Source organism: Nocardia sp. NPDC019323, from assembly GCF_044389845.1.
Taxonomy (GTDB): Bacteria; Actinomycetota; Actinomycetes; order Mycobacteriales; family Mycobacteriaceae; genus Nocardia; species Nocardia implantans.
In genome coordinates this window covers 1299766-1323602 of sequence record NZ_JBIRYN010000001.1, presented here as the reverse complement: position 1 = coordinate 1323602, position 23837 = coordinate 1299766, and the positions used below count along the sequence as shown (strand labels likewise).

Sequence of the window (23837 nt, the reverse complement as noted above, 5' to 3'; positions counted from 1 at the left end):
GAACTCGGACGATGGTCGGCGCCGGTGATCATGGTCGTGCGCCGCTCTCGAATTGTCAATGGCGACAGGGCCTTCGATCACGCGGGTGAGTCGTCGTCTTCCGGCCAGCCGTCCTCCACGACGAGGGTCCCGTCCCGCAACGCGGTCGCGTACTGGTCGGCGACCAGATCGGCCGGATAGGTCGGCCAGTAGGACACCGCGCCGGTGGGCTTGTCGATGACGCAGACGGAGCCGCCGACGATCACCGGCGGGCTGTCCGGGTCGGCGTGCGGCGGGCGGGGGAAGGTGGCGACGGCGACGAAGCAGCTGTCGAATTCGGACAGCTGATAGGTGATCCCGCGTTCGGCGTAGTCGTCGGTGATGAGATGCCGGTCGGCGATCCGGTGTGCCTCGGCCGGGTCCACCGGTGTGGTCGCGTCCGTGGGATAGGCGTGGATGTCCATGTGTCGATGGCAGCTGAGAGGTGGCCGCCTGCTCCTTCCGGGTCTGTGGATAGCACGATGGCGGCTGGTCGCAAGCCGGTTTCCGGTCAGTCGAAGCGGATGGTGGACAGCATCTTGCGGGCGAGGGCCTCCGGATCGGGATCGTCGGCCAGTGTCGAATTATGCAGTGCGCCTTCGCGCCACAGCGAAGCGAAGCCGTGCACCAGCGACCACGCGGCCAGTTGGGTCGCCTTCCGGTGCTCGTTGCCGTGGCCCGGCTGGATGCCGGAGACGCCGGAGCGCAGCGCCAGCGCCGACCGCTCGCGCGCGGAGCGCAATGTCTCGTCCTCCGCATGCAGCAGGCTGTGCCGGAACATGACGTCGAAGTGCCCTGGGTGTTCGCGGGCGAAACGAATGTAGGCCACCGCCACCTCGCGGAAATCATCCCCCGCCCGTGTGAGCTGTGCGGCGAGCAGTTCGAAGCCCTCGGTGGCCAACGCGGTGAGCAGCCCCGCTTTGTCGCCGAAGTGGTGGGCGGGCGCGGCATGCGAGACGCCCGTGTGCCTGGCCAGGTTGCGCAGCGAGACGGCGTCGACGCCGTCGGCGGCGATCCGCTCGGCGGCCGCGGTGAGCAGTGCCGCGCGAAGATCTCCGTGGTGGTACCCGTCCTTCGCCATGTCTCGATGGTGACCGATTATCTAGACATTGACAAGTTCATGCCGTCGAGTCTATCTTTCCACTGTCAAGATTTGCTCTTCGATCTACAGGAGATCCCGATGGCACCGCTGGTCGTCCTCGTCGCCGTCACCGCAGTCGTCCGGCTCATCGGCTGGCTGACCGGCAACGGCTGGCTCGATTCGTGGGCGCACGCGACCGCGCTCGGGCTGGCCGCGATGCTCGTGCTCACCTCCAGCGCGCACTTCCTCCAACCGCGCCGCGACGCTCTGATCGCCATGGTGCCGCCGCGGCTGCCGAACGCTCCCGCGCTGGTGACGCTGACCGGCGTGCTGGAATTGGCGGGCGCGGCCGGTGTGCTCGTTCCCGCGACCGCGGACCTGGCCGCGGCCTGCCTGATCGCGCTGCTGGTTGCGCTGTTTCCGGCGAACGTCCGCGCCGCCCGCGCCGAACTGGGCATCAAGACCATGCCCTTGCCCCTGCGGGCGCTGGTTCAGGTGCTGTTCATCGCGGCCTGTGTCATCGTCATCGTCGGCTGAAGACGACGAAAGGCCCGCTCACCCCTCGAGATTCGATGGGTGAGCGGGCCTTCGACGCGTCTGCGTTCAGTTGCCGCGCAACGCCTTCGCGATGGTGCGGCGCATGAACGGCCGCGCCAAGTCCTCCGGCAGGTTCGCCCAGGCCAGGAAGAACCGCGTGAGCGGGTCGAGCGCGATGTGGTGGCGGCCGCGTTCCAGGCCGCGCACCGCGGCCTCGGCGACGCGCTCGGCCGGCATCGGCTCGATCGAACCGGTGATCGCCTTGGTCTCCACCGGCTTGCGGGTGTTCTCCATGGCCAGCCCCGGTGTGTCGGTGTCGGCCGGATAGATCACCGTGACGTCGACGCCTTTCGGCTCGACTTCGTAGCGCAGGCACAACGCCAGCTGCCGGACGCTCGCCTTGGTCGGTCCGTAGGCGGTGTACCCCGTGATACCGAGAAACGCCGCCGTGGAACTGACCAGCAGAATCTTCCCCTGACCACGCTCCACCATGCCGGGCAGCACCCGCCGCACCGCGTGCACCGCACCGAGGTAGTTCGCCGACATCTGCGCCTCGAACTCGTCGGGGTCCACGTCGAGGAACCGGCCCGGCAGCGCGAGACCGGCGCAGCAGGCGATGACCTCACACGGCCCGTTGCGCTGCTCCAGTTCCGTGATGGCAGCGGCCAGTTCGTCCGCGCGCGTGACGTCGGCGGCGGCCCAGTCCGCGCCCAATCGCTTCGCGGTGTCGCGCAGCGGCAGCTTCCGGCGCGCGATGATCGACACCCGCGCGCCGCGCCCCGCGAAGGCCGCCGCCACCGCGGCGCCGATTCCTTCCGACCCGCCGGTGACGACGACGTGCTTGCCGACCCAGTCCCGGACCCGTGCCATCGCGGCGGCTCAGGCCCGGCTCGAGGTGACGATGTCGGCGATCCGGTCCCGCCACAGCAGGTAGGTGGCGGAACTGCCGTCATCGGGCAGATCGTCGAGTGAACTCTCGATCAGCGCGTCGGTCTTCGCCACGGTGGTGCCGCAGAAGACCTGCGCCGCCGCTTCGCTGTGCTCGTTGACGCTGTTGGTCTGCTGCCGGATGCGGGCGACCATGGCCGAGCCGAGCGACAGCTGCGGCCGGAACTCACCGGCCACCTCCCAGAGTTCCTCCATCGCGGCGGGTTCCACACCACCCGCGAAGGTGACGGCGATGCCGACGCCGCTCCACAGATCCGCGTGCCGTTTCGGCTCGAACTCGCCGATCAGCCGCACGACACCGGCCGGGCTGCCGCCGCCGATGAACCACAGCGCGCGGCCCATGCCCTGGTCGGCGATGCGCTTCAGGTTGTCGCGGTCGCCGAGCCAGGCGGGGTAGCGGGTCTCGACGTGCTTGTCGCGCACATAGCGCTGCATCTGGAAGAACGCCTTGTAGAAGCCGTAGCCGTCGATGGCCAGCCAGCGGAACAGCGGGTGCTGCGGAAACAGTTTCTTCCACCGCACCTTGGGGATCTTCGCCATGGCCAAGCCGACGCCGACGTACATGGTCAGCGCGTACTCACTGGCCGGGCCCTCGATCAAGTCGGCGGCGCGGCGTCCGGGCGAGAGCGAGTCGATCGCGGTGAGACCGACCGCGGCGCCTTCGTAGGCGAACCCGCGATATTTCGGCGGCACCTGCGAGAGAGTGGCGATCAGCTCGTCGTTGTCCGAACTGCGGACCGCGGAGTCGATGCCGCCGACCAAGTGCATGGTCACCTGCTCGAGTTCGAGCGCGGTGTGCTGGTCGGGCTGCTCGAATTTGCCGAGCACCTCGCGGACGCTGGCCGGACTGGGGACGAAAAGGGCCGCGCGCAGCGGACCCAACGGCGAGGGCATGGGGTTCTCCATTCGTCGGAGGAGTGGGGGATCGTCACAGGATCAAGCGACGGAAGCCGCCGTCGAAGAAGGTCAGCGCTCCCGTGGCGGCCAGTCGGGCGTCGCGTTCGGCGTGCACGACCTCGCCGACGACGATGCTGTGGTCGCCGCTGTCGAACACGGCGTCGAGCTTGCACTCCAGGCCCGCGGCCGCGTTCGCCAGCATGGGCGCCGCGGTGTGCGGTCCGGGAAACCACTCGACCTGGTCGAATTGGGCGCTGCCGTCGGGCCGCGCGGAGTCGGCGAAATACCGGGCCACCGGCTCCTGCTCGGCCGACAGCACCGAAACGGCGAACGCGCCCGCCTCGTGGATCGCCCGGTGCAGGCGCGCCGTGTGGGCGACGCACACCAGGATCAGCGGGGGATCCAGCGAGACGGACGTGAACGCGTTGGCGGTCATGCCGTGCGGCCGTGGCCACCCGGTGGTGACCACGGTGACACCGGTGGTGAACGCGCCGAGCACGCGGCGCAGCTCGGCGCGGTCGCTCATGAGCGGGCAGCCTCCTTCTCCGGTTCCGGTTCGCCCGTGATGTCGGCCTCCAAGTCGTCGGCCACCACGGGCTGCTGCGCCGCCTCCGGCGCCGCGCCCCGCTGCCCCCACCATTCGGCGATGCCGCGCGCCCACCAGTAGACGCCGCGGGCGCCGCAGACGATCACCAGCGCGATGAACAACCCGTAGGAGATGTGCAGCGCCGTGACCACGCCGTACATGATGCCGACCGAGGCGCCGAACATGATCTGCTGCTTCTTGCCCGACGGGGTGGTGCCGGGGTCGGTGACCATGTAATTGGTGAACAGGACGAACGCAAGGCCGGTCATCATGCTCAGTCCGGCCAGGATCGAGATGTTCGGTTCGATGAGCCCGCGCACGATGGCCTGCAGCGCGAACGAGCCGACCCACGCCATGATCAGCGGCATCTTCAGCGTCAGCTTGGCGTTGAGCATGGTGCCGGTCGTCAGCAGGCCGAGCACGATGAGCGCGTCCGCCGGTCCGGTGATGTATTCGGTGAAGTGGTACGGCGGCGCCACCGCGATCATCGGGAACACCAGGAAGCACACCACCACACCGAAATTCGACGGATTCATGAAGTGGCGCATCTTGCCGTTGATCTTCGCGCGCAGCACCCACTTCGTGCCGACCGCGACCACGATGCCGAAGATCACCGGCCACAGCTTGTCGTGCGCGAAGGTCAGGAAGTTGAACGCCAGACCGGTGATGTGCGCGGGCAGCAGGAACTCGAACAGCCCACGCGGCCCGCGGCCACGGAAGGCGGGCGGGCGCTTGTACGCCCAGGCCGCCAGGACCTCCAGCCCGATCTCGGTGGTGTAGGCCGTGGCCAGTGCGATGAACGGCCACAGGAACGGCTGCTCGAAGCCGAGCAGCGGGAACCCGATCAGGTTGAAGATCGTGATCGAGATGGCGAAGTTCCGCAGCGCCAGGTAGCGCGGATCCTTCGTCGGCGCGGGCTTTTCCATCCATTCCTTGGCGAACTCGGTGCCCGAGCGTTGCATGGAGGAGATGCGTTCGGCGGTGGTCGTGGCGCCATTGCCCTGGTGAGCGGCGCCGTTGCCGTTGGCAGGTGCGCTGCCGTTGCCCTCGGCCGCCTGCGTTTCGTGATGGCCGTTGGAGGCGGCTTTCGCCTCGCCCGGATCCTTGTTGTCGTTGTCGCTCATCGCTGCTTGACCTCCTGCGCGTCCGAGGCGAGGTTCACGGTGTGCCAGCCCGGCGCGAGCTGGAGGGACTGTTCGTGCGGGGTGCCGTTGGTCTCCCGCCAGCGGAGCGTGACGTTCACCGGGGCGGCCGGATCGACCTCGCCGAGCCCGATGTGCACCTCGGTGGCCCGCTTGCCGGTGTGCCCGCTGCCGCCGTCGAGGTGGCTGCTGAGCAACCGGCCGTCCGCCGTGCGGACCTCGACCTGGGCGTCCACCGCGGGAACGCCCTGCGGGGGAAGACCGGCGACGGTGGTCGTGGCCGCGTTGCCCTCCCAGGCCGGCTTGAACAGCTTCAGGCCGAGGAACTGGCCACCCTTGGCCTTGTTGTTGTGGTAGAAGGTCGGATCACCCCACTGCCGGGCGACGGCGAAGCTGAGCGCGCCGTTGCCGGAGGTGTCGCCGACCGCGATGCCGCGCGAGGGCACCGGGGTGTCCATGCCGAGCGCGTGGGTGAGGTTGGCGAACTTGCCGTCGTCACCGCGGCTGAAGAATCCGACCGGGTCGCTGCCGGCGATATCGGCGTCGGAGCCGATGATCGGCCAGGACCACGGGTACTTGGTCAGATCGTCGTTCATGGTGCCGAGTTCCTGGATCTGCGGCCACCGGTTGGTCTCGCCCTTGATCATGCCAGTGGCCTGGATCAGCTCGTTGCGGCCGTCGTTGTCGAAGTCGTCGATCTTGGCGTCCCAGCCCCAGGTCTCCCAGGCCAGGCCGACGTCGGTCGCGCGGTTCTCGAACGGAGCCACGCCCTCGGCCAGCTGACGTGCCGCGTCGGCGGTGTCCTCGGCCGTGTTGTAGAACGCGAAGTGGCCTTCCATCAGCGCGAAGCGCACGGCGATATTGCTGACGAACAGGTCCGGCATGCCGTCGCCGTTCAGATCGCCGAAGTCGGCGGCCATGCCCTTGTCCGAATCATGGCCCAGCACATACGACTTCGGCTCGGTGATCCCGCGCTCGCCCTCGGCGAAGCCGAAGCGGATCTGGCCCGGCGTCGACTTGTTGACGAACAGGCGGTCGCGTCCGAAGTCGTTGGCCACGTACAACTCCGGGAGCTGGTCGCCGTTCAGGTCGGCCGCGGCGGCGGCAAGCGCCCATCCGGTGTCCATGCCGATCGGGAACGGGTTGGCCACCTCGCGGTACTCGGCGGTCGGCTCGTCGCCCGACTTGGCGGAGGCCAGGGTGAAGATGCGGTCCTTGCCGCCGTTGCGCGCGTTGGACAGCGAGTCGGTCATCCACAGCGCGAGCTGGCCGTCCTTGGACAGCACGTCCATGTCGTTGAAGTACTGGCCCAGGTAGATGTCGGGCTTGCCGTCGCCGTCGAAGTCCGAGACCGAGACCGCGGCGGTGATCCAGCGCTGACCCTCGTAGTGCCCGTCCGCGGTGTTCGGGGACGGCACCAGGTCGATCGGGCGGAACGCCTTGGCGTCCAGGCGGGTCGCGTTGGCGCGCTGCAGGTACAGGATCGGGGTGCGGCCGTAGTACGACACCAGCGCGTCCATGCGGCCGTCACCGTTGAAGTCGCCGGGGATGCAGCCCGACGGCACCGTGGAGGTGTCGGCAGGCAGCGGCTTGGGATCGAGCACGAACGGCTCGTACCGGGCGGTGTTGCTGTCCGGCGTCGGGGTGATGAAGGCGGTGTCGGAGCGCGGGTCGACCACGCACAGGTCGTCGGCCAGCCGGTTGCCGTCGAAGTCGTTCATCGCGATGGCCGCGCCGACCGAGGAGATCCACGCCGACAGGTGCTTGTACGGCTCGCGCAGTTCGCGGATCTTGCGGTCGGTCGGCAGGCCCTTGGGCAGCGCGATCGGCATCGCGGTGAAATCGAATTTGCTCGCGATGGGGCCGCCCGCCTCGTCGTAGGTGGGCAGCAGCGCCGACCGCGCGGGAATGAACAGCGAGCCCATCAGCAGCAGCGCCACCCCTGGCACCACCGCTTTTCGCAGGAGGGATCGGTTGATGGGAATTTTCACGAGTGCTGCTCCTCATGGGCGAGTGTGAATTGCTGTCCCGCGGTGTCCGCGAGTCCGTCGAGCACCTCGCGCAGCGTGGCCAGCGCCTGGTCCATTTGCTGCTCGGTGTGCCTGCAGTTGATGAAGAACCGCAGCCTGGCCTCCCCGGCCGGGACGACCGGGTGGGTGATGGCGTTGACGCTGAAGTCGCGTTGCAGCATGGCCAGCGCCGCCAGCACGGCCGGTTCGTCGGCGCCGGTCATGACCGGGATGATCGGTGAGTCCTCCGACGTGCCGATGTCGAAGCCGTACTCCTTGGCGCGGCGGTGGAAGTACTCGCTGTTGTGCCGCAGCCGCGTCACGCGTTCCGGCTCGTCGCGGAGCACTTCGAGCCCGGCCAGCGCGGCGCCGATGGCCGAAGGAGCGGGCGCGGCGGTGTACATGCTCAGACCGCCTGCGACGTATTTGAACCCGTCGACCAGTTCCCGGTTGCCCGCGAGATAGCCGCCGACGCTGCCCAGCGCCTTGGACAGGGTGCCCATCCAGACGTCGACGGCGTCGCCGGGCAGGTCGAACAGCTCACGCACGCCGTGCCCGGTGGCGCCGAGGGTGCCGAACGAATGCGCCTCGTCGATCATGATCGAGCAGTCGTAGCGCCGGGCCACCTCGATGATCTCCGGCAGACGGACCACATCGCCGTCCATGCTGTAGAGGCCCTCGATGATCACCATGGCCCGGTCGAAACTGCGCCGCGACATCTTGAGGATCGTCTCGAGCGACTCGGGATCGTTGTGCCGGAAGGAGACTCGCTTGCAGCGCGACCACTCCGTGCCGGACACCACGCTGTGGTGGATCAGCGCGTCGCAGACCGCGAGATCGCGCTTGCCGAGCAGGAATCCGACCGCGGCGGCGTTGGTGAGGTAGCCGCTCGCGGTCACCAGCGCGGCCTCGGTGTCGTAGATGCCCGCGATCTCGGCTTCCAGTTCGCGATAGATCGGCAGCTCGCCCGCCACGATCCGGACCGCGGCGGCGGAGGTGCCGTACCGATCGATCGCGTCCTTGGCGGCCTGCCGCACCCGCGGGTCGGCGGCCAGGTCCAGGTAGCCGAAGCTGCTGAAGTTCACCACGTCCCGGTCGGCCATCCTGGTCACCGCGCCGCTGATGCCCTCGTGCGGCAGGTAGTACGGGTTGACCAGACCGACCTCGTTGACCCAGGCGTCGAACCGCCCGAACCGCTGCGCGGCCTCGAGCACGCCGGGATGGTCACGGAACGACGTGTGCGCGGCCCCGCGCTCCGCGCCGCCGCCGTTGCCGGTGGCCGCGGCCGGGGCGGCGGCGCCGTTGGCGGCTCGCGCGCCGTTGCCGTTCGCCGTGGCGGTGTGCTCGCCGCCTGCGTGCCTGGCCAGCAGTGCGCGGGCCAGTTCCCTGTTGTTGCCGCTCATTCGTCCTCGCTCCTCGCCGCGCGCTCTTCTTCCTGGGCAATCTGCTCGGCAATCCGCGCGCCGAGCCCGCGCAACGTCAGTCCGATCACGGCCAGCACCGACAGCTGGGTGCCGAGCACCTGCACCACGCGCGCGCCGAACTCCATGCCCATCAGCGAATCCATGCCGAGTTCGGGCAGCGGGGTGTTCAGGTCGATCGTCTCGGCGTCGACCCCGAGCACCGCCGCCAGCTGCTCGGCGAGCAGGTAGGCCACCACCTCGCCGCGCTGTTCGGGCCCCAGCTGGAGGATCTCCGCCCGCAGCGCGCCCGCGCCCGCCGCGCCGCCGCCCGCGGCCGCCACCTGGTCGGCGAAACGCGGCGTGCGGGTGGACGGGCGATGCGCCAGCGCCCACTGGCTCCAGTCGACGTCGAACAGCACGATCTGCGGCAGGTTCAGCCGCAGGCACTCGCCGAGCAGATCGGTGGCCACGTCCATGTCCACCGAGCGGTACCCGGTCATCTCCGCGTATCGGCTGACCGCCTCGTAGTCGGCCATGCCACCGCCGCCGCTCATGAAGCCCCAGTTCACCGCGAGTGCGGCGGCGCCGCGGGCCCGGCGGGCGGCCGCGATCATGTCGAGTACGGAATTGGCTGCGGCATACCCGAATTGGGGCGATATGCCGACGATGCTGCTCGCAGAGGAGAACAGCACGAACATGTCCAGATCGATGCCGGCCGCGGTGACGGCGGTGTCCAGGTTGACCGCGCCCGCGACCTTGGGCCCGAAGATCTCCGCCAGCGATTCGGCGGTGATCTGCGGGACCTCGAGGTTGTTCACCACGCCGGCCGCGTGGAACACACCACGCAGCGGATGTCCGCTGGCCTGGATGCGATCGACCAGCGCGGCGACGGCGTCGTAGTCGGCCATGTCGAGGCGCTCCTCGACGACCTCCGCACCCGCGGCGGTGAGCTCGGCGACCGCGGCGCGGGCCGCGTCGCCGGTGGCGCCGCTGCGTCCGGCCAGCACCAGCCGCCGCGCGCCGACCCGCACCAGCCAGCGCGCGGTCGCCAGACCGAACGCGCCGAAGCCGCCGGTCACCAGGTAGCTCGCGGCGGGGTCGATCGGCAGACTCGGCCGCTTGACCAGCACGGACGGTTCCGGTTCACGCAGGTCGAGCACCACCCGGCCGATCTGCTTGGACCGCACCACGGTTTCGAACGCCTCGGTCGTCGCGGTGAGCGGGAACGCGGTGTAGGGCAGATAGTCGTAGGTGCCGTCGTTCAGCGCGTCCATCGCCCGGCGTGCGGCGCGGCGGACCAGCTCGGGCCGCACGGCCAGCGCGCGGTCCATGTCCACGGCGAAGAACGACAGGTTCCGGTCGAACGGACGCAGGTCGATCGCGCCGCCGCCGTAGATGTCGGCCTTGCCGATCTCGATGATCCGCCCGAATTCGGCGGCCACCCGCAGGTTCTGCTGGAGGATCTCGCCGGGAGACGAGTTGTAGACCACGTCGACGCCGCGTCCATCGGTCAGGTCGAGCACGTCGTCGACGAAGCTGATCGAGCGCGAGTTGACCACCTCGTGCGCCCCCGCCGACGCGGCCACCGCGCGCCGCTCGTCCGAGCCCGCCGTCGCGATCACCCGCGCGCCGAGACGCACCGCGACCTGGACCGCGGCCATGCCCATGCCGCCCGCGGCGCCGTGCACCAGCACCGTCTCACCCGGTCGCAGGTGCGCGAGGTCGCCGAAGGCGAATTCGGCGGTGAGGAAGGGCAGGACCGAGCTGGAGTGGCACGGGTCGAGCACGGTGTCCGGGTAGTCGAGTGGCATCGTGGCGCCCTCGTCCGGCCGGAGGGTGACGTGTCTGCGAAGCAGATCCCTGGCGCACACCGACATCTCGTCCCCGACGGCGACCTCGGTGACTCCCGGACCGACCCGCTCGACCACGCCGAAACCGTCCATGCCCAGTTCGGTGCCGAAATACGTACCCGCCAGCTCCTTTTCGGTGAGCACGCCGAGCACCTTGAGCGCGTCCTTGTAGTTGAGGCCCACCGCGTCCATCCGGATCTCGACCTCGCCCGGCCCCGGCGGCACGCGATCGACCGCGCGCCAGGTCAGGTCCGACAGCAGCCGCGAGCGCGGAATCTCCAGGCGGAAGGAGCTGTCCGGGTCGGTCAGCGGCGCGGCCTCGTCCCAGACCGCCAGATGGTCGCGCAGGGACTTGCGCAGGTGCAGCGCCCAGCACGCGCCCGCACGCAACGCGACCTCGTCGGCTCGCCCGTCGCCGAACACCTGCTCGACGACGTCGGCGGCGCGCGTGGCGGGCTCGGTGTCGACCAGTCGCCAGTGCACCGCGGGTTGCTCGTTGCGCAGCGTGCGCCTGGCGCCGGTGAGGGCGGCCTGCGCGGGATGGGCGAAGGCGTCGACCGGCAGGCAGAACGCCTGCTCGGTGACCACCACCGCGCGCACCTCGATGGCAGGGGCCTCGCCGTCCTCCTCGCCGACCACCAGCTCGCCGACCGCTTTGGCGACCTGCGCCAGCCCGTAGGCGTTGGGCACCGCGTCCAGTTCGGCGCCGGAGACCACGACGAGGCGGCCGCGCGTGACGCCGGGCCGCGCCTGCGCGGCCCGCAATGCGGCTAGGACACGGTCGGAGGCGTCGGCCGCTTCCGGTTCCAGGGTGAGGATCTCCGCCGACGCCCGCGCGCTGGCGATCTCCTTGGCGCGCTGGGAGACGGTGCTGCCCAGGCTGACCACGAGCAGGAACTCCTCGCCGCCCACGGGTTCGTCGGCGGGCGCGGTGTCGTCGACGATCGCCCACACCGGCTCGTAGAACAGCTCGTCGAGCTGGTCGTGCAGATCGGGCTCGGCCGCAAGGCTGGCGAACCGAACCCTCGAAAGAGTCAGTGCCACAGCACCTTCGGGGGAAGCGACAGTGATGTCGGCGCACAGCGGGTCGCCGTCGACGCGGCGGACGAGCACGACCGCCTGCTCGGGCAGCGGCCCGGTCCAGCGGACCCCGTCGACCGAGGACGGCACCACGACGCTCGCGCCGTGCGCGGTCTGCGCGTACAAGGCGGCGAAGCACTGCAACGCGGCGTCGACCGCCGCGGGGTGGGCCAGATGCGGCAGGCTCGGCGCGCTCCCGGCCAGCGGCGTGAGATCGAGCCGGGCCAGCACCGAGTCGGCGCCGACACTGGCGGCGGTGATCAGCCGGAAGCTGGGCCCATAGGCCAGGCCGTGCGCGGCCAGGCCGTCGTAGAGCGTCGCCGCGGACACCTCCACCGCGTCCGCCGCCGGGGTGAGGTCGACGGTGCGCGGGTCGACGTCCGCCTCGATCAGCCTGCCGTGCGCGTTGATCGTCCACGTTGTCGCGGTGGCCGCGCGCGAACGCAGGGTGAACCGGCGGGTGGTCTCCTCGACGGTGAGACGCAGCACCGGCACGTCGTGCTGGCCGATCACCAGCGGCGCGACGAACTGGACCGACTCCAGCCCGAAGGTGGCGCGACCGGTCCGCACCGCGACGGCGCTGAGCGCGGCGTCCAGATAGGCCGCGCCCGGCAGCACGACGGAGCCGTCGACCACGTGATCGGGCAGCCACGGCAGCGCGGCCACCGACAGTTCCACTTCCCATTCCGGCGCGGACGCCGCGGTGCGCTGGCCGAGCATGACGTAGCCGTCGACGGCGCCGACGCGGTCGGCCTCGATCGCGGGGTCCTCGGTCCACAGCGTGCGGCGCTGCCACGGGTAGCGGGGCAGGTCCAGGTGCGCCACCGGGGCGTCCGGTGCGCCCGGCGCGTGCGCGGTGTCCAACCCGCCCGCCTGGTACAGCTCGCCCACCGCGCGCAGCAGGTTGTCGCGGTCGTCGGCGGTGCGCGACAGGGTGCTGATCGCCGCGCCCTCCAGGCCGCGGCGCACGAACGCCTCCTTGACGTTGCCGCTGAGCACCGGATGCGGCCCCACCTCGAGGAAGACCCGGTGCCCGGCATCGAGCAGGCTGTCCACGGCCGCGCCGAACCGCACCGGCTCGCGCACGTTGCGGCACCAGTACTCGGCATCCCAGTCGGGACCGGACAGCTCGCCGCCGGTGACGGTGGACCAGATCGGCACCCGCGCGGCCCGCGGCGCCAGTCCGGCCAGCACGGTGGTGAGTTCGCCGAGGATGGGGTCCATCAGATGGCTGTGGTAGGGCACCTCCACACGCAGCGCCTTGGCGAAGACGCCTTCGGCGGTGAGCTCCTCGCGGATGCGGTCCAATTCGGCCAGGTCGCCGGACAGCGTCGCGGCGGAGTGGCTGTTGATCGCCGCGACGCAGACGCCCGGCACGCCCGCGAGGCGCTCGCGCAGTTGCTCTTCGGACAGGCCGACGGCGAGCATGCCGCCGGTGCCAGCGGTGGTCGCCTGCAACCGTGCGCGGTGATAGCTCACCAGCAGCGCGTCGCGCAGCGACAGCGAGCCGGAGGCGTAGGCCGAGGCCACTTCGCCGACGCTGTGGCCGACCACCGCGGCGGGGCGGATGCCGAGTTCGGCGAGCTCGGCCACGAGCGCGGCCTGGACCAGGAAGTTGGCCGGCTGCGCGTACGCGGTCCTGGTGATCCGCGACTCCGCCTCGGGCCGAAGCAGTTCCTCGACGATCGACCAGCCCGCGATCTCCTGGAAGACCTCGTCGATCGACCGCGCGGCGGCGGCGAAGTGCCCGTCGGCCTCGAGCAGGCCACGGGCCATGCCCCACCACTGCGGGCCCATGCCGCTGAACACGAACACCGGCTGGGTGGAGCCGTCGGTGAGCGCGCGGGCGGGGGACTTGCCCGCGCCCGCGGCGAAATCGGCCAGCTGCGAACGCAAGTCGTCGGTGTCGCGGTAGGCGAACGCCGCGCGGATCGGATGATGCGCGCGCTGCGTCCATGCCGCCTCGGTCACCGCGTCCACCGGGATGGTCTCGGTCAGGTCGTGCACCTGGGTGGCCATCGTGCGCAGCGCGGTCTCGTTGCGGGCCGACAGCGGCAGCACCGTGATCGGCCCGCGCGTCCGCGCCTGCGCGGGCGCTTCCGGCGCACGGGTGAGGATCGCGTGGGCGTTGGTGCCGCCGTATCCGAAGCTGTTGACCGCCACCGCGGCTCGCCCGTCGTCGTTGGGCAGCGGCTCGGTCTCCAGCGGAATGCGAACTCGCAGCTCGTCGAACCGGATCTCGGGATTCGGGTTGTCCAGCCGCATTTGCGGCGCGATGACACCGTGTCGCAGGGTCAGCGCGGCCTTGATGAGACCGGCGACGCCAGCGGCGGCCTCGGTGTGGCCGATGTTGTTCTTCACCGAGCCGACCGGCAGCGGCTCGTCGCGGCCGTCGACCGCGCCGTACACCGCGCCGAGGGCGGCCAATTCGAGCGGGTCGCCGACCGGCGTGCCGGTGCCGTGCGCCTCGACATAGCGGATGTCGCTGGCGTCGATGCCCGCCAGCCGGTGCACCCGCCGGGCCAGCGCCTCCTGCGCGGCCGGGTTCGGCACCGGGATGGCCAGTGTGCGGCCATCCTGGTTGACGCCGCTGCCGCGCACCACCGCGTAGATCCGGTCGCGGTCGCGCACCGCCGCGTCCAGCGTCTTCAGCACCACGGCGCCCGCGCCCTCGCCACGGCCGTAGCCGTCGGCCGCCGCGTCGAAAGACTTGCACCGGCCGTCGACCGCGAGGAAGCGGCCCTTGCACATGGAGATGAACGCCTCGGGGCGCAGCATCGCGTTGGCGCCGCCGACGATCGCCGTCTCGCACTCGCCCGACTCCAGCGCGAGCACCGCTTGGTGCAGCGCGACCAGGGAGGACGAGCATGCGGTATCGATGGTCATGGTCGGCCCGAGCAGATCCAGCAGGAACGCGATGCGCGCCGACAGCAGCGTGTGCGACGAACTGGTCGGACTGTGGCTGTTGATCGAGGCCCGCGCCACCGAGCCGCTGCGCACCAGCGCGTTGTCGTTCATGAAGCCGCCGACGAACACGCCGACCTCGCGTCCGCCGACCCGGCCCGCCATCCCCGCGTCGTCGAGCGCCTCCCAGGCGACCTCGAGCAGCAGTCGCTGCTGCGGATCCATGATCGACGCCTCGCGCTGGGAGATGCCGAAGAACTCGGCGTCGAACTCCCACAGCGACTGGGTGAGGAATCCGCCGTGCCTGGTGTACATCCGGCCCGGCGCGTCCGGGTCCGGATCGTAGAACTTGGCGATATTCCAGCGGTCCGCCGGTATCTCCACGATTCCGTCGCCCTTGCGCACGACGAGATCCCAGAACGAGTCCGGCCCGTCGATGCCGCCCGGAAAACGGCAGCCGATACCGACAATTGCTACATTGGGCATGCAAATCCCCTGATGCTCGGGCATTCGAAAACGCGGACGGGTGAACGTCCGCATCATCGAATCAGCGTGGAGACAGCCGGAATCGCGGCGCCGGTAAACCTGTTCGGCCTTGGCGTCGTCCGGCGGTGAAGTGGTTCCGCGGTAGGAGGTCAGTGTCCACCCATGGTAGGAGCGGCGATTCGCGAAGGTCAATACGGAATTGTTCTCGCCGCAACCGGAAAGCGTTGCCGGGCAGGTAATGACAACTTCGGCATCGACGCAGTTCAGAGTGCTTATGACGAGATTATTCTGGCGTTATTACAGAGTTATCGCGGGGTGGAACCGGTGTGAATTACATCGTTATTCCGGTGTTATTCCGCGTCGTTCCTCCGCCGGTCGCCGGAAGGTGTTGAGGAGGCCGTCGATTCGTGGCTACGATGGCTCGTCGTAACGCAGTGGCGCGAAAGGCGATGGCGTGGATTCGTACAACACCGGGCAGTTCCGCATCGAGGCGGAGGCCGAACCCATCGAAAGCCTGGACTGGCTGCTGGCGTTCACCGAGCAATACATCGCGGGCTGGAACAGCGGCGACGGCGCTGCGGTCGCGAAATGCGTCACGCAGGACACGATCTGGCACGACCCTTCGCTGGACGCGCCCGCGCACGGCCCGGCGGGTGTGGAGAAGTTCGTCGCGGACACGGTGCGTTCGTTCCCGGATGTCGCCTACACCAACCCGTTCCCGCCGGTGCTCGCCGCGGACAACCGGCTGGCCTTGGTGCCGTGGCGGATGACCGGGACCCATCTCGGCCCCATCGACCCGCCCGGTTTCGGTCCGACCGGCAAGACGATCGATCTGCTGGTCATCGACGCGTGGCAGTTCCGCTCCGGGTTGATCTGGCGCAGCCAGGCCACCTGGGATCTGACGGAGATGCTGCTGCAACTGGGCCTCATGCCGCCGCGCGGCAGCGCCGCCGAGCGCGCGATGGCGCGCGCCCAGCGGTTCAGGTCCAAGCTGCCGTTCTGACCCGGCCCGGGGGAATCACTCGCCGAACAGTGTGGCGAACCGTTCCACCGCGAGTAGGACCGAGGCGCCGACGGATTCCAGCTCGGCGCCCATGCCCACGAGCAGATTCACGATCGCGGGCACCAGCACCTCGAGCAAACCGTCGTCGCCCAGGTGACCGGCCATCTCCAGTTGGATGAAGCCGAACAGTCCCATCCACAGCTGCGCCGCGGCGGAACGGACATCGGGGGTGTTGATCAGTCCGGCGTCCTGTGCGCGCTGCACCGCGCCCACCACGTGGTCGAAGGTCTCCGCGTAGTGCTCGAACTCCGAATCGTGCCCGGCCACGAGCACGTTGCCGCGGTTGATCTTCAGGTCGATGCGCGTCCCGGTGCCGAACATCAGCTGGAACAGTTCCGGCCTGCGCTGGGCCTCGTCGCGGAACACCAGGCCGAGCACGAGCAGATCGGTGATCGGCTCGTCGGTCACTCCGGCCGCGGTCATGCGCTCGGCCAGCTGGGCGAAGCCGGCGGAGCCCGCCGCCCGGATCAGGCCGGGCATCCCACCGAAGTTGGAGTACACCGCCATCGTGGAGACCCCGCACATGCGGGATACGCGGCGGACGGTCAGCGCGTGCAACCCCTCGGTCGAGACCACCTCGACGGTCGCCTCGATCAGGCGATCGCGCAGCGCGGTGTTCATCGTGTCCGTCCCGGCGGCCGGGCGCACGGCTAGTTCGGTTGTTCCGGCAGTCTGCTTGGTCATCGCTTCCGCTTCCCCCGCGCGGTCACGCCGTGGCGCATAGATGCACTGACGCGCTGTCTTCGGGAAGGCGGTATCGCCGCTTCACCTCGGGCGCACCGGTCCTGCTCACCGCGCGGACCACCGATCGCGGGGCGGGGGGAACGACGTCGACTTCGACCGATGCACCATCGATTCGCCCGGTCCGGAAAGCTGATCGTGGTTCATCGCGCACAGATATCTCCGTTCTTGCCGCACGAACGGGCGGGCAGAGCATGAGGTGGAGCCGCGTTCGCGGGCTACGAAGAGCAGGCGCACCCGCCGGGAGGTGCGTGTCGGAGGTGAGTGTCGTCACTGAAACTCTATGTGATACAGCGTAACATCCACAGCCATTCCGCCAAATGTTCTGCGCGCTTTCCGAATTCGTCGCGCGCCACGCAGTTGTGACATCGGAGGACATTCCGGCCGGAGTTCTGGAGCCGGTGACAATCACCGTCGGCTCGGAGCCGGGCCCGTGATGTCGCGAATTGGACAAATGAGACATCGGCCCGGTGGACACCCCGGTAATCGGCGGCTGCCGATTCTCGATCTGCGCGGTCACGAACACGGGGCAACGTTATCGTTCGCAAGGGACAGTTTCGTGGGTGGGAGGTCGGCCGGATGGCGACATCGATTCCGGGAATCATCGCGTGGCCGGTCATCGGGTTCGTCGCGGCCGTGCCGGCGGGCCGGTGGTTGCTGTGCGCGACACGACCGTCGACCGGCTACTGAATACGCTGTTCGGCTGGGGAGCGCTGAGTCTGCTGCTGTATCGCTGCGACATGACGCCCGGCATCGCGAGCCTGGCCCGCCAGCTCTCGCTCGGCTGCACGGTGATGGCATCGATGTGTCAAGGCATCGTCCGGGTCCGGGCGTTCGACGCGGACCCGGCCGCGGCCCGGCGCGGGCACCGCGCCTGCCGCGTGCTTGCGGCCGGGTCCACCGCCGCGATCCTGCTCGCGGGCGCGCAGGCAAGGCGGACTGCTCGAACTCGCCCGGTGTGGCCCTCGGCCCGCGCGGCGGCGGGCGAGCGCGTCCCCTTGGCGGGCGGCGTCGGTTAGAGCACCGCTTGGGTCTGGGTGACCTTCGCGACGAGCTTGTCCGCGTCGTCCCGGATCACCGTCTCCACCACGATGAACGAGCGTCCGGCGTGCAACGGCGTCGACGACGCGACCGCGTGCCCGGACCGGACGGCGCGCAGGAAGTTCGTCTTCGACTCCACCGTGGTGGTGCCCTGCTTGCCTTCCGGCAGGTTGAGGAACGCGCAGACCGCGCCGGTGGCGTCGGCCAGCGACATCAGCACCCCGCCGTGCAGCGCGCCGCCGAGTGTGCACAGCGATTCGTCCCAGGCCAAGCGGCTGCGCACCAGATCGGGCCCGTGCGCGAGCACCTCGACGCCGAGACGTTCGGTGAACGGCATGGTCTGGTGGAACAGCTTGGTGCCCATCTCATCGATCATGCCGCGATCCTGCCCGCCGCCGGTCGCGGAGTCGATTACCTCGCGGGTAATCGCCGCTCTGCGCCGCTCGGTGGAGATCGGCACGACTTCCGTCACGGAAAGCGTCACTGGTCTGCGCGATTCCGTGCCGGTGACGTCGCTTCCTGCGGTTCAGCTCATCCGCGCGACAAGAGCGTCGGGCAGATGGGGGAGTGCCAGGTCGATCAGCCGCCACGGCCACCCCGGGACGCAGGCCCGGCGCCGCTCCTGCTCGATGGCGGCCACCATCGCCGCGACGCCCTTGTCCAGGGGCGCGACCATGCGCGCGTCGCCCGCCTTGGCCGCCATGTCGGTGGCGATGAAACCCGGCAGCAGGGTGGTCACCGTGATCGGGGAGCGCGCCAATTCGGTGGCCAGTGCCGCGCCGAGCGCGGCGAGTCCCGCCTTGCTCGCCGAATAGGCGGCCTTCTTGCCGGGCAGTCCGCGCACCGCGCTCATCGATGCGACGAGGACCAGGTGTCCCGCCCGCTGCGCGCGGAAGATCTCGAGCGCCGCTTCCGTCTGCGCGAGCGCGCTGACGAAATTCGTGGTGGCCGTCGCGAGATTCGCGTCAGCCCGTCCGCTGCCGATCAGCGCTCCCTTGCCGATCCCGGCGTTGACGATCACCCGGTCCAGGCCACCGAGCTCGTCGCGCAGTTCGCCGAAGACGACCGGCACCGCCGCGTGGTCGTCCACGTCGAGCGCGCGCACCGCGACGGTGATCCCGGGACGAGTCGCCACGAGTTCGTCGCGCAGTGCCGTGAGCGCGTCCAGTCTGCGGGCGCACAGTGCGAGATCGCGGCCCTTGGCGGCGAAATCGCGCGCCATGGCGGCCCCGAGGCCCGCGCTCGCCCCGGTGATCAGGATTCTCTTCCGCGTCATGCGGCCGACCTTAACGGCGCGGCCGGACTTCGTCCGTCGGCAGCCTGCGCATGGCCGGAGCGGAGGTACGCGGTCGCGTCTCAGCCGCCGGACGAGCCGGTCGGTGGTGGGGTGGCCAGCAACCGCCACGGCCCGCAGTTCTCGGTCTTGAACCCGACGTCGGTCGGCTTGATCTGCACCCGGACCGGACCGAGCCGGGTGTAGTTGTTCGCGATGATGTACTGCATGTTCGTGTTGTCCCCCTCGACCTTCCACAGCCTGCGCCAATCGCAGGCGTAGGCGGGGTCGGACGTGCCGGGCGCTTCCCAGAGTCCTGGCGCGATGTCGACGCCGACCAAGTAGACGCCGTCGTGCGAGATGGTGTTCGCGGGTTCGGCCGCCGCCGTCGCCGTGGCGAGCAGGGTGACGGCGCAGCCCATGGCTCCCGCGAGTAGGAGCGCGCTAGCACGCATACCGGTTCTCCTTGACTTGTACTCCCGCCGCGTCGTCGTACGCCCGCCGTCGCGGCCGACTCGGGAGATCCCCGCATCTCCGCGGCAACCAATACCAGAACCGACCGGGTGGTGTGCCCGAATCCGCGATTCCGGCTCGGCCCGCACGGGCCGCGCAATCATCGGGGAAATTCCGGCGATCCCGACCAATCGGGAGGTAGTCGCGGATTTCGGCGTGCCGGGCGAGACGGCTTCGAGCCGCCTGTATTACGCTCTGCTATCTCTGCGCAAATCTCCGAGGTCGATCCGGCCGCCGGACGTCGCGCATGCTGTAACGCTTCGATTACACCTCTTGCTTTGCTGATACATGCGTTGCCAAAGTGACCATTGGGTTTGGTGTTACAAGTGGGAAGGGAGGGGTGCTCCGTTCCGGGGCGCCGACCGCACTATGAAGCCAAGCATCGTCAAAGCCGGTATCTGCACCGCGGTGACGGCCGCGGTAACGGTGACGTTGTCCGGATTGCTTCCGGTCAGCGCGCAGGCGGCGCCGTCGCCGCTGGACATGTCGAAGAAACTCGCGGGCAAGACCGTGTTCCTCGACCCAGGCCACCAGGGGTCGAACCACTCCCAGGACTTGGCCAGACAGGTCAGCGACGGTCGCGGCGGCACCAAGGACTGCCAGACCACCGGCATGACCACCATGAACGGCGTTCCCGAGCACACCATCACCTGGAACGTCGCACAGGTCGTCAAGACGTCGCTGGAAACGCTCGGCGCGCGTGTCGTGCTCAGCCGCCAGGACGACATGAACTGGGGCGGCTGCGTCGACGACCGCGCCCGCGCGGCGAGCCAGTCCGGCGCCGACGTCGCCGTGAGCATCCATGCCGACAGCGCGCCCGCGCAAGATCGCGGGTTCCACCTGATCGTCCCCGAGCTGCCCATCCCGGATCTGATCGTCGATCAGGTCCAGGCGGGCGCGGGACTCGCCGCGTCCAAGGCGGTGCGCGACGCGTATCGCGAGGCGGGATTCCCGCCCGCCAACTACGGCGGCGTGGTGGACGGTCTGCAGACCCGCAAGGACATCGCCGGGCCCGCGCTCACCACCGTTCCGCTGGTCTTCCTCGAGATGGGCAACGGCGCCAATCCCGAGGACGCGGCGTTGCTGGAGACGCCGGACGGGCAGCTCAAGCACGCGATCGCGCTGACCACCGGCGTGGTCGGATACCTGCTCGGCGCACCGCAGCCCGGCGCGGCGCCGGATCAGCAGGGCGCCCAGGGCTCGTCGTTCGACCATCCCGCGGCCGCGCAGGAAACGCCGCAGGCTCAGACGACAGGAACACCGCAGGCGCAGACGAACCCGTTCGCACCTCAGGCGCAGACGAACCCGTTCGCTCCCCAGGCGCAGACGAACCCGTTCGCTCCCCAGGCGCAGACGAATCCGGCGGTGCCGCAGGCCCAGCCGATTCCCGCGGTGCCGCAGAGTTCCACGACTCCGGGTGCGCCGCAGAGCCCCGCCGCTCCGGCGGTGCCGCAGGCGCAGTCGGCGCCGAGCACCACGACACCGAAGCCGGCGCCGGGCACGGCGACACCGCAGTCGCCTGGCACGTCCGCGGCGCCGAAGTCGCCGGGCACTTCCGCAACGCAGTCGCCGGGCACGCCCAACGCACAGCAGTCACCCGGCGCCTCCGGGGGCAACGCTTCCATCATGGAGTTGCTGATGCCGCTGGCGAAGATGCTCGGCCTGGACGAGAACGCCATCACCACGGAACTGATCAATCTCGGCTACAGCCTGGCGGGCATGCTGCTGGGCCCAGCGAAATAGTCCGCACACCGAACCCGCCGGACGCCATCCTCGGCACCACCGAGGGTGGCGTCCGGCTTTTCCCGCGGGTCACACGGCGCACTAGGGTGAGCGGAATGGCTGACCGGATTCCTGTTGTGCTCGTCGCGGGGTTTCTCGGTTCCGGGAAGACCACGCTGCTCAATCACTTGCTGCGGCACAACCGGGGCACCCGGATCGGCGTGGTCGTCAACGACTTCGGGGCGATCAACATCGATTCGATGCTGGTCGCGGGGCAGGTCGATGCCATGGTCTCGCTCGGCAACGGTTGCGTGTGCTGCGCGGTGGACGTCACCGAACTGGACGAGCTGTTCACCCGGCTCACCCAGCCGCGCGCCGGGATCGATGTCATCGTGGTGGAGGCCAGCGGCCTGGCCGAGCCGCGCAACCTCATCCGGATGGTGCTCGGCAGCGACAATCCGCGCCTGCGCTACGGCGGCCTGGTCGAGGTGGTGGACGCCGAACAGTTCCCGGCCAGCAGTGCCCGTCATCCGGAGCTGCGCACGCATGTGCGGTTGGCCGACCTGGTGGTGCTGAACAAGGCCGATCGGGTGACGCCCGGGCAACTCGACCACCTGCGTGCGGATATCGCGTCGCTGGCCGGTTCGGTCCCGGTGTACGCGACCGCGCACGGCCGGATCGATCCGGGGCTGCTGTTCGACCGTCCCCGGCGCGAGCGCCCGCTGGTGGCCGAGCAACTGAGCTTCGACGAACTGCTTCTCGAGCACGATCACGAAGACCACGACGACCACCGTCATCTGCACGACGACTACACCAGCGTCTCCTTCGCCAGCGACCGGGAGCTGGACCCGCGCAAATTGATCGGCTTCCTGGAGGACCCGCCCGCGGGGTTGTTCCGGGCCAAGGGCTTCGCCGCGTTCGGAGTGGCGGGCGAACGCAGGAAATTCGTCCTGCACATGGTCGGCCGCCACATCGTCTTCGAGCCGGGGGGCTGGTCACGCGGTGAGTCGCGGGGAGCGCGAGTGGTGCTCATCGGCGCGGGCCTGCACTCGGACGCGGCCTTGGCCCGGCTTCGCGATACCGTGCACGACGCCGCCGAACCGCTGGACGCGCAGAGCATGCTCGGGGTGTGGCGCTATACGCCGCGCTGAGCGCGCAGATTGGCGCGTTTGGTCGCGACGTGTCGCGTTCGGTGCTGGTGCCAGAACGGTCTTTTCATGAGACTGAATGCGTGGCCGCCGGTGGGCGGGCACCGGGGAGCTTACTGCCGCGTTCGGCGCCGCCCGGCAGCCGATCCGTGACCGACCGAATCGTTCCGCGACCGATGGGAGTTTCCGTGTCAGATTCCATGGAGAGCGCCACCGCGTACGTCATCGAGGTGCTGGAGGCCAAGGGCACCGCCACCCGCGACGACTTCGACGTTCCCGCGATCGTCGCCGAGACCCACGCCATCACCAACAGCTGGGATTTCCGTGCGATCGAGGACGCTACGTTCTGGTCGATCGCCGCGCGTTTCATCAGGCCGTGACGGTCGGCTCCGTGCGCGGGGCGTGGCCGGCCAGCGACCAGCGCCGCGCCGCGCGCCGCATCGACCCCGGGTCGGAGTAGCCGAGGATCTCGGCCTGGCGCGATGGGCTCAGCGGCCCCGCGGCGGTCGCGGCGACCAGCCGCGCACCGCGAGCCCGGTCCAACTCGGCGCGCCAGGTGGTGCCCGCCTCGCGTAACCGCCGCTGGAGCGTGCGCGGGCTGGTGGCCAGCCTGCGCGCCACCCGTTCCAACGACGCGTCGCCGTCGTCCAGGCATTCCGCCAAGGCGGTCGCGACGCGTTCGGGCCATGCGGTGGCCAGCGGCGGCGGAGGCGGAAGCGCGGCGGCCAAGGGCTGCAGGATGCCGGCCAGGACCGGATCGCTCGTGGTCAGCGGCAGATCCATGTCCGAGGCGCGAAAAGTCATGGCGTCCACCGGCGCGTCGAACTCGATCTCGGTGGTGCCGAAAACCTCGATGAAGGCGCCGATCTTGGCGGGCGCCTGCTGGCGCAACGCCACCCGCAGCGGAGCGAGCGGTTCACGCACCACGCGCCGGGCGCGGCTGAGCACCGCGCTCAGCCCCCAGAGCTGGGTGAGATCGCGGCCGCGGCCTTCCCCGTCGATGATGTCGAGATACAAGGTGACTTCGTCGTCGTTCTCCGCGACCAAGTCGAAGCGGTGGTTGGTGGTCACCGCGGTGACGTACGGCCCGCAAGTCGCCAGTCCGGCCCCCAGCGTCGGCGCCGAGGAGAACAGATAGTCGTAGAGGCCCAGGCAGGTCAGCTGGTAGCGGCTCGCCACGTTCAGCGCGACGTCCGGGTCCCCGAGTTCGAGTTCCCCGATCTCCCACAACCGGGAGAACGTCTGGCTGGGCAGGTGCAGGTCCTCGCCCGCCATGGTCCACTCCGGCAATCCCGCTTCCCGCAGCAGCCGGTCGCGGTCGACGCCGGCCGCGGTGAGTTGCGAGATGACGAACCGGTGCAGCAGAACCTGGTCGGTTCCCATCGCGTGCTCCCT

21 protein-coding genes are annotated in these 23837 nt (G+C 69.7%); 7 read left to right on the top strand and 14 right to left on the bottom strand.

Annotated features, from left to right (window positions below; translation table 11 throughout):
• Positions 1 to 77: 77 nt before the first annotated feature.
• Both ACH49X_RS06250 and ACH49X_RS06245 read right to left on the bottom strand, forming a co-directional pair.
• Positions 78 to 443 (bottom strand): hypothetical protein, encoded by a 366-nt coding sequence (locus ACH49X_RS06250; protein ID WP_195078533.1) that lies wholly within the window; start codon positions 441 to 443, stop codon positions 78 to 80.
• An 86-nt stretch (positions 444 to 529) separates the two neighbouring features.
• Positions 530 to 1099 carry a TetR/AcrR family transcriptional regulator gene (locus tag ACH49X_RS06245; RefSeq protein WP_195078534.1) on the bottom strand — a complete coding sequence of 190 codons (570 nt, stop codon included), beginning with the start codon at positions 1097 to 1099 and terminating at the stop codon, positions 530 to 532.
• Between the two features lie 99 nt (positions 1100 to 1198).
• On the opposite strand from ACH49X_RS06245, the gene ACH49X_RS06240 reads away from it, so the two are divergent.
• Positions 1199 to 1636, top strand: coding sequence for a hypothetical protein (locus tag ACH49X_RS06240; RefSeq protein ID WP_195078535.1), 438 nt, complete (start codon positions 1199 to 1201; stop codon positions 1634 to 1636).
• A gap of 66 nt (positions 1637 to 1702) precedes the next feature.
• Here the strand turns inward: ACH49X_RS06240 and ACH49X_RS06235 are convergent, their stop codons facing one another.
• From ACH49X_RS06235 to ACH49X_RS06205, 7 genes are read right to left on the bottom strand one after another with little or no spacing between them, the layout of a single operon-like run.
• The gene (locus ACH49X_RS06235) at positions 1703 to 2506 is read right to left on the bottom strand and encodes an SDR family NAD(P)-dependent oxidoreductase (protein ID WP_195078536.1); all 804 of its coding nucleotides are present in this window, start codon (positions 2504 to 2506) and stop codon (positions 1703 to 1705) included.
• A 9-nt stretch (positions 2507 to 2515) separates the two neighbouring features.
• Positions 2516 to 3478, bottom strand: a complete 963-nt coding sequence (locus ACH49X_RS06230) for a DUF1702 family protein (RefSeq protein ID WP_357208188.1) — start codon at positions 3476 to 3478, stop codon at positions 2516 to 2518.
• A 34-nt stretch (positions 3479 to 3512) separates the two neighbouring features.
• Positions 3513 to 4007, bottom strand: a complete 495-nt coding sequence (locus ACH49X_RS06225) for a flavin reductase family protein (RefSeq protein WP_195078538.1) — start codon at positions 4005 to 4007, stop codon at positions 3513 to 3515.
• Positions 4004 to 5191 (bottom strand): enediyne biosynthesis protein, encoded by a 1188-nt coding sequence (locus ACH49X_RS06220; RefSeq protein WP_195078539.1) that lies wholly within the window; start codon positions 5189 to 5191, stop codon positions 4004 to 4006. The genes ACH49X_RS06225 and ACH49X_RS06220 overlap by 4 nt, the downstream gene beginning before the upstream one ends.
• Positions 5188 to 7200, bottom strand: coding sequence for a CRTAC1 family protein (locus tag ACH49X_RS06215; protein WP_323124185.1), 2013 nt, complete (start codon positions 7198 to 7200; stop codon positions 5188 to 5190). The genes ACH49X_RS06220 and ACH49X_RS06215 overlap by 4 nt, the downstream gene beginning before the upstream one ends.
• Positions 7197 to 8621 carry an aminotransferase class I/II-fold pyridoxal phosphate-dependent enzyme gene (locus ACH49X_RS06210; RefSeq protein WP_357208191.1) on the bottom strand — a complete coding sequence of 475 codons (1425 nt, stop codon included), beginning with the start codon at positions 8619 to 8621 and terminating at the stop codon, positions 7197 to 7199. Before ACH49X_RS06210 ends, ACH49X_RS06215 begins: the two co-directional genes overlap by 4 nt.
• Entirely contained in the window at positions 8618 to 14941 is a 6324-nt protein-coding gene (locus tag ACH49X_RS06205) for an SDR family NAD(P)-dependent oxidoreductase (RefSeq protein ID WP_357208194.1), read from the bottom strand. The genes ACH49X_RS06210 and ACH49X_RS06205 overlap by 4 nt, the downstream gene beginning before the upstream one ends.
• A gap of 162 nt (positions 14942 to 15103) precedes the next feature.
• Between ACH49X_RS06205 and ACH49X_RS06200 the strand changes: the two genes are divergently transcribed.
• On the top strand, positions 15104 to 15271 hold the full coding sequence (locus ACH49X_RS06200; protein WP_357108421.1) for a hypothetical protein: 168 nt from the start codon (positions 15104 to 15106) through the stop codon (positions 15269 to 15271).
• A gap of 124 nt (positions 15272 to 15395) precedes the next feature.
• A complete protein-coding gene (locus ACH49X_RS06195) occupies positions 15396 to 15944 on the top strand; it encodes an ester cyclase (protein ID WP_195078542.1) in 549 nt (182 codons plus the stop codon).
• Positions 15945 to 15959: 15 nt separating this feature from the next.
• Here the strand turns inward: ACH49X_RS06195 and ACH49X_RS06190 are convergent, their stop codons facing one another.
• Positions 15960 to 16688: a TetR/AcrR family transcriptional regulator gene (locus tag ACH49X_RS06190; RefSeq protein WP_195078543.1), complete on the bottom strand. Its 729-nt coding sequence runs from the start codon at positions 16686 to 16688 to the stop codon at positions 15960 to 15962.
• A 716-nt stretch (positions 16689 to 17404) separates the two neighbouring features.
• Between ACH49X_RS06190 and ACH49X_RS06185 the strand changes: the two genes are divergently transcribed.
• Positions 17405 to 17764 (top strand): hypothetical protein, encoded by a 360-nt coding sequence (locus ACH49X_RS06185; RefSeq protein ID WP_195078544.1) that lies wholly within the window; start codon positions 17405 to 17407, stop codon positions 17762 to 17764.
• On the opposite strand, the gene ACH49X_RS06180 is transcribed toward ACH49X_RS06185, so the two are convergent.
• The 3 genes from ACH49X_RS06180 to ACH49X_RS06170 form a co-directional block, all read right to left on the bottom strand.
• Complete coding sequence (locus tag ACH49X_RS06180) at positions 17761 to 18162, bottom strand: PaaI family thioesterase (protein WP_195078906.1); 402 nt, start codon at positions 18160 to 18162, stop codon at positions 17761 to 17763. The genes ACH49X_RS06185 and ACH49X_RS06180 overlap by 4 nt on opposite strands.
• 150 nt (positions 18163 to 18312) lie before the next feature.
• Complete coding sequence (locus tag ACH49X_RS06175; RefSeq protein WP_195078545.1) at positions 18313 to 19062, bottom strand: SDR family oxidoreductase; 750 nt, start codon at positions 19060 to 19062, stop codon at positions 18313 to 18315.
• A gap of 80 nt (positions 19063 to 19142) precedes the next feature.
• A complete protein-coding gene (locus tag ACH49X_RS06170) occupies positions 19143 to 19514 on the bottom strand; it encodes a hypothetical protein (protein WP_195078546.1) in 372 nt (123 codons plus the stop codon).
• A gap of 427 nt (positions 19515 to 19941) precedes the next feature.
• On the opposite strand from ACH49X_RS06170, the gene ACH49X_RS06165 reads away from it, so the two are divergent.
• The 3 genes from ACH49X_RS06165 to ACH49X_RS06155 all read left to right on the top strand — a co-directional run bounded on the left by ACH49X_RS06165 (position 19942) and on the right by ACH49X_RS06155 (position 22822).
• Positions 19942 to 21315, top strand: a complete 1374-nt coding sequence (locus ACH49X_RS06165) for an N-acetylmuramoyl-L-alanine amidase (protein WP_397068991.1) — start codon at positions 19942 to 19944, stop codon at positions 21313 to 21315.
• A 95-nt stretch (positions 21316 to 21410) separates the two neighbouring features.
• Positions 21411 to 22445, top strand: a complete 1035-nt coding sequence (locus ACH49X_RS06160) for a CobW family GTP-binding protein (protein WP_195078548.1) — start codon at positions 21411 to 21413, stop codon at positions 22443 to 22445.
• Positions 22446 to 22630: 185 nt separating this feature from the next.
• Positions 22631 to 22822, top strand: a complete 192-nt coding sequence (locus ACH49X_RS06155; RefSeq protein WP_195078549.1) for a hypothetical protein — start codon at positions 22631 to 22633, stop codon at positions 22820 to 22822.
• Here ACH49X_RS06155 and ACH49X_RS06150 read toward each other — a convergent pair.
• A complete protein-coding gene (locus ACH49X_RS06150; RefSeq protein WP_195078550.1) occupies positions 22812 to 23825 on the bottom strand; it encodes an AraC family transcriptional regulator in 1014 nt (337 codons plus the stop codon). The two genes, ACH49X_RS06155 and ACH49X_RS06150, sit on opposite strands and share 11 nt — an antisense overlap.
• Positions 23826 to 23837: the final 12 nt, after the last annotated feature.

What these genes read in the sequence shown, in the direction of transcription:
- ACH49X_RS06250 (WP_195078533.1), bottom strand. Translation starts at nt 443, where the DNA reads ATGGACATCCACGCCTATCCCACGGACGCGACCACACCGGTGGACCCG.
- ACH49X_RS06245 (WP_195078534.1), bottom strand. Translation starts at nt 1,099, where the DNA reads ATGGCGAAGGACGGGTACCACCACGGAGATCTTCGCGCGGCACTGCTC.
- ACH49X_RS06240 (WP_195078535.1), top strand. Translation starts at nt 1,199, where the DNA reads ATGGCACCGCTGGTCGTCCTCGTCGCCGTCACCGCAGTCGTCCGGCTC.
- ACH49X_RS06235 (WP_195078536.1), bottom strand. Translation starts at nt 2,506, where the DNA reads ATGGCACGGGTCCGGGACTGGGTCGGCAAGCACGTCGTCGTCACCGGC.
- ACH49X_RS06230 (WP_357208188.1), bottom strand. Translation starts at nt 3,478, where the DNA reads ATGCCCTCGCCGTTGGGTCCGCTGCGCGCGGCCCTTTTCGTCCCCAGT.
- ACH49X_RS06225 (WP_195078538.1), bottom strand. Translation starts at nt 4,007, where the DNA reads ATGAGCGACCGCGCCGAGCTGCGCCGCGTGCTCGGCGCGTTCACCACC.
- ACH49X_RS06220 (WP_195078539.1), bottom strand. Translation starts at nt 5,191, where the DNA reads ATGAGCGACAACGACAACAAGGATCCGGGCGAGGCGAAAGCCGCCTCC.
- ACH49X_RS06210 (WP_357208191.1), bottom strand. Translation starts at nt 8,621, where the DNA reads ATGAGCGGCAACAACAGGGAACTGGCCCGCGCACTGCTGGCCAGGCAC.
- ACH49X_RS06205 (WP_357208194.1), bottom strand. Translation starts at nt 14,941, where the DNA reads ATGCCCAATGTAGCAATTGTCGGTATCGGCTGCCGTTTTCCGGGCGGC.
- ACH49X_RS06200 (WP_357108421.1), top strand. Translation starts at nt 15,104, where the DNA reads ATGGTAGGAGCGGCGATTCGCGAAGGTCAATACGGAATTGTTCTCGCC.
- ACH49X_RS06190 (WP_195078543.1), bottom strand. Translation starts at nt 16,688, where the DNA reads ATGACCAAGCAGACTGCCGGAACAACCGAACTAGCCGTGCGCCCGGCC.
- ACH49X_RS06180 (WP_195078906.1), bottom strand. Translation starts at nt 18,162, where the DNA reads ATGATCGATGAGATGGGCACCAAGCTGTTCCACCAGACCATGCCGTTC.
- ACH49X_RS06175 (WP_195078545.1), bottom strand. Translation starts at nt 19,062, where the DNA reads ATGACGCGGAAGAGAATCCTGATCACCGGGGCGAGCGCGGGCCTCGGG.
- ACH49X_RS06170 (WP_195078546.1), bottom strand. Translation starts at nt 19,514, where the DNA reads ATGCGTGCTAGCGCGCTCCTACTCGCGGGAGCCATGGGCTGCGCCGTC.
- ACH49X_RS06165 (WP_397068991.1), top strand. Translation starts at nt 19,942, where the DNA reads ATGAAGCCAAGCATCGTCAAAGCCGGTATCTGCACCGCGGTGACGGCC.
- ACH49X_RS06160 (WP_195078548.1), top strand. Translation starts at nt 21,411, where the DNA reads ATGGCTGACCGGATTCCTGTTGTGCTCGTCGCGGGGTTTCTCGGTTCC.
- ACH49X_RS06150 (WP_195078550.1), bottom strand. Translation starts at nt 23,825, where the DNA reads ATGGGAACCGACCAGGTTCTGCTGCACCGGTTCGTCATCTCGCAACTC.